Genomic DNA, 6,643 nt, shown 5'->3' on the forward strand with positions numbered 1-6,643 from the left:
GTGCGCGGCCGCAGCCTGCCGACACGCGGCCTGCGCTGCCCGGTCACGGTCGACCCGAAGCATCTGGAGCGCTACCGCAAGGTCTGCGGCTTCGCCGACGACCACCTGCTGCCGCCGACCTACCCGCACATCCTCGCCTTCGGCCTGCAGATGGGCCTGCTCACCGACGCGCGCTTCCCCTTCCCGCTGCTGGGCCTGGTGCACCTGGAAAACCGTATCAGCGTGTTGCGCCCGCTCGGCGGCCTGGGACCGTTCAACGTCAGCGTGCGGGTGGATGACCTGCAACCCCACGAGAAGGGCGTGACCTTCAGCATCATCACCCAGTTGCACGACCAGCTCGGGCTGCTCTGGGAAGGCGACAGCCGCATCCTGTTCCGCGGCATGCGCCTGGACGGCACGCCGCCAGCGCGCGATGAAGTGGCCGAGCTGCCGCTGGAACAGATCGACGCCTGGAACTGCCCGGCGGACATCGGCCGGCGCTACGCCCGCGTGGCCGGCGACTACAACCCGATCCACCTGTCCGCCGCCAGTGCCAAACTGTTCGGTTTCCCCCGCGCCATCGCCCATGGCCTGTGGAACAAGGCGCGCAGCCTGGCCGCCCTGGGCGAGCGCCTGCCGATGGCCGGCTACCGGGTCGACGTGCGCTTCCAGAAACCGGTGCTGCTGCCCTCCCAGGTCAACCTGCTGGCCAGCGAGCCAGCGCCTTCCGGGCAGTTCAGCCTGCGCGGCAAGGACGGCCTGCCGCACATGGCCGGCAGCTGGAGCCCGCTGGACGTTTGATGCGCCAGGCTTGAAGCTATGGGGCTCACGTTGGAGCCCCATCTGCATGAACCTCGAAGCCATCACCGCGCGCTTGCACGCTATCCGCGACCACAACGACTGGAGTCGCTTCCACAGCCCGAAGAACCTGGCCATGGCCGCCAGCGTGGAAATGGCCGAGCTGGTGGAAATCTTCCAGTGGCTGCGCGAGGACGAATCGCGCCAGCTGCCGCCGGAGAAACTCGCCCACGCCAGGCAGGAGGTCGGCGACATCGTCCTTTACCTGCTGCTGATGTGCGCGGAGCTGGGCATCGACATGGAGCAGGCGGTGCTCGCCAAGCTGGCCGACAGCGAGCGGCGCTTCATCGAGGGAGGCGCCAAGTGAGCGAATCCCCGAAGACCGGCGACCGCCATTTCGACGAACTGGCCACGCGCTTCGCCGAGAAAATCTACGGCGGCGCCAAGGGCGCCATCCGCCTTGCCGTGCTCCAGGCCGATCTCGCCGAAGCGCTGCCCGACCGGCCGCTGCGTGTATTGGATATCGGCGCGGGCCTGGGCCACATGTCGTTGTGGTTGGCCGGACGCGGCCACGACGTCACTCTCGCCGAACCCGCCGCGCCGATGCTCGAAGGCGCGCGCCAGCGTTTCGCGGAAGCCGGCCTGCCAGCCACCTTCATCGAAGCGCCGTGGCAGGACCTGCTCGGCCAGCTCAACGAACCCTATGACCTGGTGATCTGCCACGCCGTGCTGGAATGGCTGGCCGAGCCGCTGGCGATCCTGCCCGTGCTGCACCAGCTGACCCGCGCCGATGGCTGGCTGTCCCTGGCCTTCTACAACCGCGATGCGCTGATCTACCGCAACCTGCTCAAGGGCCACTTCCGCAAGCTGCGCAAGAACCGCTTCGCCGGCGAGGGCCAGAGCCTCACTCCGCAGGAACCGCTCGACCCGCGCGTACTCGAAGCAGCCATGGCCGGGCACTGGAGCATCGAGGCGCGCAGCGGCGTGCGGGTGTTCCACGACTACATGCCGGTGGAGTTCCAGCACAAGGCCGAGCCGCTGGACCTGGTGGAGATGGAACTGCAATACCGTCGCCACCCTGCCTTCGCCGGCCTCGGCCGCTACCTGCACTGGCTGTGCCGGCCGCAGGATTAGGTGCATAGTTGCCACTGCGCACGCCCTTCGATACCGGCGTGCGGGAGTCCGTCATGCCGCGTTACCTGCTGATCCTGCCGCTGTTCGCCGCCCTGGCCGCCTGCCAGGGCCAGAACCCCTACCGCAACACCTCGCTGCCGATGCCGCCCGCGCCCGTGCAGGCGGCCAACCCGGGCCTCGACCCCGGCAGTTATCCGGCCCCGCCGCTGGACTACGGTCGCTACCGCTCGTGGACCTGGGTGGACGGCACCGGCTTCGGCGGCCCGCTGCAAGAGGCCGTCAGCGAAGCCCTCGACCAACGCGGCCTGCGCCCGGCGCGCTCGAACGCTCCGGCGGACCTGACCGTCAGCGCCCACCTTTCCACCGAGCAACGCACCCGGCAGACCACCGACTACTACGGCGGCGGTTACTACGGCGGCGGCTGGAACGATCCCTGGTACGGTGGCGCTTCCTACCCGGTCACACGCACCTACGTGGTCACCGTCAGCGTGGTGCGCATCGCCCTGTTCGACGCCCACAGCCAGCAGGAAATCTGGAGCGGCAGCGCCGAATACGACAACGGCAGCAGCCAGAGCGACCAGGCCCGCGCGCTGCGCGAAGCCGCGCGCAAGGCCATGGACGGCTATCCACCAGGTTGACTGCCGGGCTGATCGCCGGCTGGCCGGAAATCCTGCCAGGAATTCATCCGCTGCGACGCCGCGCAGCCCGTCTGCCGCTTGCCTTTGCGCGGACTCTGCGCTTGGATGAAAGCTCTGTCAGGAGTAATCCAACCATGATCCGCCGTTTACTGCTTCTGGGCCTGATGCTCGGGCTCGCCGCCTGCGAAACCACCAGCGTCAGCCGCGACTACGACACCACCCGCGATTTTTCCCGCTACCTGACCTGGAGCTGGGCGCAGCCGGCCTTCGAGTACCGCCCGGACGACCCGCGCATCAAGAGCGACCTCACCGAACAACGCATCAGCGACGCGGTGGCCGGCGAGTTCGACCAGCGCGGCCTGCGCCAGGCGCAGGGCGGCAACCCCGGCGACGTGAAGCTGCGCGCCTACCTGATCGTCGACCAGCGCCAGGACCAGGTCACCACCTACAGCGGCGGCTACTGGGGCGGTTACTGGGGTGGCTACTGGGGCCCGCCGCCCATGGCCGAAAGCCGCACCGTGACCTACAAGGTCGCCACCATCCAGGTCGACATGTTCGACGGCAAGGACGGCAAGCTGGTCTGGCGCGGCAGCGGCGAGCAGATCATGCGCAGCAGCCCGCCGACGCCCGCCGAACGCGAAGCGGCGATCCGCGAGACGGTGCAGAAGATCATCGCCCAGTACCCGCCGCACTGACCTTCGCAGACACATCGGAGAACGCGTGAACCAGCCCGCCCTGCAACACCGCCCCGCCCTCGCCGACGACCTCGGCGCGGTGGTCGGCTTTCCCCAGGACGCCGACGAGCTCTTCTACTGCTACCCCAAGGCAAGCTGGCCGCTGACCGTGGGGCAGCTCGCCGCGGCCATCGCCGAGCGGCGCGGCAGCACCGTGGCGTTGCTCGATGGCCGGGTCGCCGGCTTCGCCAACTTCTACCAGTGGCAGCCCAACGAGTCCTGCGCGCTGGGCAACATGATGGTCGCGCCCTGGGCGCGGCGGCATGGCGTGGCGCAGTACCTGATCGAGGTCATGGAGAAACTGGCCCGCGAGCAGTACAAGGCGCAGGTCATGAAAGTGTCCTGCTTCAACGCCAACGCCGCCGGCCTGCTGCTTTACGCACGCCTGGGCTACAAGCCGCAGGGCATAGTCGAACGCGCCGACCCGCAAGGCCGGCGCGTCGCCCTCGTCCAACTGGAGAAAGCCCTTGTCCACGCCTGAGCCCCAGCGGGTGCTGATCATCGTCAGCAGCGGCCCGAGCACCCCGGCACGCTGCGCCGCCCCCTTCTACACCGCCACGCTGCTGGCGTGCATGGATGCCAAGGTCACCCTCTTCCTCAGCGGTGAGGGCACGCGCCTGGCCTTCCAGGACATCGCCGACAATCTCTACGCCGCCGAAGATGGCGAGCCCATCAGCCACTTCATCCAGCAGGCCAAGGAAGCCGGCGCGCGCCTGCTGATGTGCCGCGCACCGGGTGTGGCCATCGACGAAAGCCGGTTGATCGAGGAAGTCGACGAGATCGCCAGCGGCGGCGAGCTGGCGCGCATGATCCTCGAATACGACCGGGTGCTGACCCTGTGAGGCTGCACGGCCTGGACTTCCCCGACGACCTGCTCTACGCGCCCGAGTACAACCTCTGGCTGCGGGAAGAGACAGGCGGCGCCGTCACCCTCGGGCTCACCGCCTACGGCTGTGCGGTCTACGGGCAGATATTCGCCTTCACTCCCAAGCGCGACGGCTGGCACATCGACTGCGACCGCAGCTTCGGCGTGGTGGAATTCGCCAAGGCCGCATCCTCCGCGCGCAGCCCGCTGGACGGCAGCGTCCTGGCCAGCAACGAAGCCGTGGTGCGTCGGCCGGGCCTGATCAACCAGGACTGCTATGGCGAGGGCTGGATGGTGCGCCTGAAGCCCGACGACTGGGCCGCCGCCCGTGGCCGCTTCCTGCAGGGCGAAGCCGCGCTGGAGGCCTTCGCGCAACGCATGCACCTGGACAACTTCGACCCCGACGACGACGGGGTCCAGGCCCTGCGCCCATGAGCCGGGCAGGCCTGAGCCTAGCGCTGCTGCTCTGCCTGCTCGCCAGCCCGACGCTACGCGCCGACCAGCCAACGCAGGACGGTTTCGTCTACCTCGACCAGATCCTGAAAAGCGCGCGCTACGACGTGCGCCACGCCGGCGTCGACAACTTCGTCGGCCAGCCCATCGACGGCTACCAGAAGGCTCGGATCATCCTCACCCGCGAAGCCGCCGTCGCATTGGCCGCGGTGGAAAAGGACGTGGCGCTGAGCGGCCTGGCGCTGAAGATCTTCGATGGCTATCGCCCGCAGCGCGCCGTGGATGACTTCCGCCGCTGGGCGGCCGACCCGCAGGATATCCGCCAGAAGGCCCGCTACTACCCGCACCTGGACAAGCCCGCGCTGTTCCGCAACGGCTACATCGCCCAGCACTCAGGGCACTCGCGCGGCAGCACGGTCGACCTCACGCTGGTGGATGCAAAAAGCGGGGAAGAGTTGGACATGGGCAGCCCGTTCGACTTCTTCGGGCCCATCTCCCATCACGGCACCGCGCTGGTCAGCGTGCAGCAGACGCGCAACCGCGAGACGCTACGCCAGGCCATGCTGCGGCACGGCTTCGAGCCCTACAGCGCCGAATGGTGGCATTACACCCTGAAGGCCGAGCCTTACCCGAAGACCTACTTCGACTTCCCGGTGCAATGAAGACAGCGGCCGTCCCTGGCCGCCGTGGATCAATTGTCGTGCTGGGTGTTCTTGTGGGCCGGCTTGGTGGCGGAGATCGCCGCTGCCTTGGTCTTGCCCTGGGTATCCTTGGAATGCGCCACGGCGGACGTCGCCTGCCCGTGGCCCTTGCTGTCGTTCTTCTCGCTGCCGTAGTGGTTGCCGCTCAGGCCATGGTCGCGAGTAGCCTTGCCGGCGTGCTCGCCGCCGTCGTTCGCGCCATTGCTGTTGCTGCCGTGGTTACCGCCGGCATCGCCCTTACCACCACCGTGGCCGCCGCCATTACCGCCACCATTTCCGCCGCCATTGCCACCACCGTGACCACCGCCGTCGCCCTTGGCATAGGCCGAACCGATCGGCGAGAGGTCGGCGGGCAGCAAGGCTGTCGTGCCGAGTGCGAATGCACAGGCTACTGCAACAACCAGGAACATTTTCATCTCGTTATCGCCTCCATGGGCGGGGTTGGGATATCTCTATGACTGGCTGCAGCCCCCGCCGTTCGCGGTCTGCCGACGAAATGCCAGCACGCCGGTACCAGAATGCCACCGCCTGGAACGCATCGCTGCGGCTACGCTGAGCGAAACGGCAGAATTTCCATGGAGGCGATACGGACATGTCCAGACCCAACCCGCTGCTCGCGGCCGCTCTCGGTCTTGCCCTGGTGAGCGCCAGCCCCCTCCTGCTGGCCGATCCGGGCAAGAACAAGGGGCACGACAAGGGCGGCCAGCACGGCAACCAGGGCAGCGGCCCGAGCATCGACATCGGCGGCGTGCAAGTCATCCTCAACGACAACCGCAACTACTGGAATCCCGGCACCGCACTGTCGCCGGGCATCCAGAAGAACCTCGCCCGCGGCAAACCGCTACCTCCGGGCATCGCCAAGAAACTCGACGGTCGCCTGGTCGGCCGCCTGCCTCATTACGACGGCTACGAATGGCAGCAGGCCGGCACCGACCTCCTGCTGGTGACCATCGCCACCGGCGTCATCTACGAAGTGCTGCACAACGTGCTGGATTGATCGACCTGACCTTTAGGAGCGCCCGACGGGCGCGATCGCGGGCATGGCCCGCTCCTCCATGACCTCATATACGAGGCACCGCCCTCTCCCTGACCCTCTCCCTGAAGGGCGAGGGGACCGCTTGGTGCGGGTTGAAGCCAAAGTGTCAGCCGGCACGGAGAGCTCCCTCTCCCTTCGGAGCGGGGCGCGCAGCCAGGGCGGGGGGAGAGGGCCGGCAATAACGCAGGACTCTCCCTGGAGCGAGCCATATCCGCGATTGCCCCCATGGCACGCTAAGTATTTATCCGGAACTCCTTCCCCCGCAAAATCTCCAACCCTCGCCCACCCGCCGCACCGCTGGAGTT

At 67.8% G+C, this 6,643-nt stretch carries 11 protein-coding genes; 10 read left to right on the forward strand and 1 reads right to left on the reverse strand.

Annotated elements, in window-relative coordinates:
• The 9 genes from ACCC94_RS26655 to ACCC94_RS26695 form a co-directional block, all read left to right on the forward strand.
• Nucleotides 1–780: MaoC family dehydratase (locus tag ACCC94_RS26655; protein ID WP_413352611.1), on the forward strand; the 780-nt coding region annotated here is incomplete at its 5' end.
• 46 nt (nucleotides 781–826) lie between these two features.
• Nucleotides 827–1,144: a nucleotide pyrophosphohydrolase gene (locus ACCC94_RS26660; RefSeq protein ID WP_413352612.1), complete on the forward strand. Its 318-nt coding sequence runs from the start codon at nucleotides 827–829 to the stop codon at nucleotides 1,142–1,144.
• On the forward strand, nucleotides 1,141–1,911 hold the full coding sequence (locus tag ACCC94_RS26665; RefSeq protein WP_413352613.1) for a methyltransferase: 771 nt from the start codon (nucleotides 1,141–1,143) through the stop codon (nucleotides 1,909–1,911). Before ACCC94_RS26660 ends, ACCC94_RS26665 begins: the two co-directional genes overlap by 4 nt.
• 53 nt (nucleotides 1,912–1,964) lie before the next feature.
• Entirely contained in the window at nucleotides 1,965–2,549 is a 585-nt protein-coding gene (locus ACCC94_RS26670) for a DUF4136 domain-containing protein (RefSeq protein WP_413352614.1), read from the forward strand.
• A 134-nt stretch (nucleotides 2,550–2,683) separates the two neighbouring features.
• Nucleotides 2,684–3,244 carry a DUF4136 domain-containing protein gene (locus tag ACCC94_RS26675; RefSeq protein WP_413352616.1) on the forward strand — a complete coding sequence of 187 codons (561 nt, stop codon included), beginning with the start codon at nucleotides 2,684–2,686 and terminating at the stop codon, nucleotides 3,242–3,244.
• A gap of 25 nt (nucleotides 3,245–3,269) precedes the next feature.
• Nucleotides 3,270–3,764, forward strand: coding sequence for an N-acetyltransferase family protein (locus ACCC94_RS26680; RefSeq protein WP_413352617.1), 495 nt, complete (start codon nucleotides 3,270–3,272; stop codon nucleotides 3,762–3,764).
• Nucleotides 3,751–4,125, forward strand: coding sequence for a DsrE family protein (locus ACCC94_RS26685; protein WP_138524658.1), 375 nt, complete (start codon nucleotides 3,751–3,753; stop codon nucleotides 4,123–4,125). The genes ACCC94_RS26680 and ACCC94_RS26685 overlap by 14 nt, the downstream gene beginning before the upstream one ends.
• On the forward strand, nucleotides 4,122–4,583 hold the full coding sequence (locus ACCC94_RS26690) for a glycine cleavage system protein H (protein WP_413352618.1): 462 nt from the start codon (nucleotides 4,122–4,124) through the stop codon (nucleotides 4,581–4,583). The genes ACCC94_RS26685 and ACCC94_RS26690 overlap by 4 nt, the downstream gene beginning before the upstream one ends.
• A complete protein-coding gene (locus ACCC94_RS26695; protein WP_413352619.1) occupies nucleotides 4,580–5,263 on the forward strand; it encodes a M15 family metallopeptidase in 684 nt (227 codons plus the stop codon). Before ACCC94_RS26690 ends, ACCC94_RS26695 begins: the two co-directional genes overlap by 4 nt.
• Before the next feature lie 29 nt (nucleotides 5,264–5,292).
• Here the strand turns inward: ACCC94_RS26695 and ACCC94_RS26700 are convergent, their stop codons facing one another.
• On the reverse strand, nucleotides 5,293–5,718 hold the full coding sequence (locus ACCC94_RS26700) for a hypothetical protein (protein ID WP_413352620.1): 426 nt from the start codon (nucleotides 5,716–5,718) through the stop codon (nucleotides 5,293–5,295).
• A 176-nt stretch (nucleotides 5,719–5,894) separates the two neighbouring features.
• Between ACCC94_RS26700 and ACCC94_RS26705 the strand changes: the two genes are divergently transcribed.
• Entirely contained in the window at nucleotides 5,895–6,299 is a 405-nt protein-coding gene (locus tag ACCC94_RS26705; RefSeq protein ID WP_413352621.1) for an anti-virulence regulator CigR family protein, read from the forward strand.
• Nucleotides 6,300–6,643: the final 344 nt, after the last annotated feature.

The sequence above is a fragment of the Pseudomonas sp. Pseusp97 genome, assembly GCF_047304025.1.
GTDB lineage: Bacteria > Pseudomonadota > Gammaproteobacteria > Pseudomonadales > Pseudomonadaceae > Pseudomonas.

Bases quoted from the DNA above. Each gene is read 5' to 3' on its own strand.
- ACCC94_RS26670 (WP_413352614.1), top strand. From the start codon at position 1,965: ATGCCGCGTTACCTGCTGATCCTGCCGCTGTTCGCCGCCCTGGCCGCC.
- ACCC94_RS26700 (WP_413352620.1), bottom strand. From the start codon at position 5,718: ATGAAAATGTTCCTGGTTGTTGCAGTAGCCTGTGCATTCGCACTCGGC.
- ACCC94_RS26675 (WP_413352616.1), top strand. From the start codon at position 2,684: ATGATCCGCCGTTTACTGCTTCTGGGCCTGATGCTCGGGCTCGCCGCC.
- ACCC94_RS26660 (WP_413352612.1), top strand. From the start codon at position 827: ATGAACCTCGAAGCCATCACCGCGCGCTTGCACGCTATCCGCGACCAC.
- ACCC94_RS26695 (WP_413352619.1), top strand. From the start codon at position 4,580: ATGAGCCGGGCAGGCCTGAGCCTAGCGCTGCTGCTCTGCCTGCTCGCC.
- ACCC94_RS26705 (WP_413352621.1), top strand. From the start codon at position 5,895: ATGTCCAGACCCAACCCGCTGCTCGCGGCCGCTCTCGGTCTTGCCCTG.